We start from the raw sequence: 359 nt of genomic DNA, 5'->3' as shown, positions 1-359 counted from the left end.
GCGCCGCGGCGACCGCGGGCAGCGATGCGTTGGGTGCGGAGTTGTCCATCACGGCTGAACGCGTGGTGATCGACAGCCGGGTGGCGCTGGCGTCCGGTCGGTTCGAGGCCAATGCCCGCCAGGGCATGGCGCTTGGCAGCCATGCGGTGCTGGACATGGCGGGGCGCAAGATCAACCTGTTCGACGTGGATAAGTACAGCTGGGGCGGTGACGTCGCGTTGTCGAGCCATGAAGGTGACATTGTTGCCGACGCGGCGTCGCGGATTGATCTTTCCGCCCGCAACAACCGCGGTGGCCGCTTGACGGTGTCTGCGCTGGGGCCGCAGGGCGGCCGTGTAGATCTGGCAGGTACGTTGCTT

At 66.9% G+C, this 359-nt stretch carries 1 protein-coding gene; it reads left to right on the top strand.

The window, feature by feature from the left end:
- Positions 1-359, top strand: a 359-nt coding sequence (locus EN850_RS34370) for a hypothetical protein (protein WP_136092995.1), incomplete at both ends; no start/stop codon positions are given.

Origin of the sequence: Mesorhizobium sp. M8A.F.Ca.ET.207.01.1.1, from assembly GCF_004794715.1 — a bacterium.
In the GTDB taxonomy this organism is placed as follows: Bacteria; Pseudomonadota; Alphaproteobacteria; order Rhizobiales; family Rhizobiaceae; genus Mesorhizobium.
The sequence above is the reverse complement of the archived record's forward strand: the minus strand, read 5'-3'. Positions and strand labels throughout refer to the sequence as shown.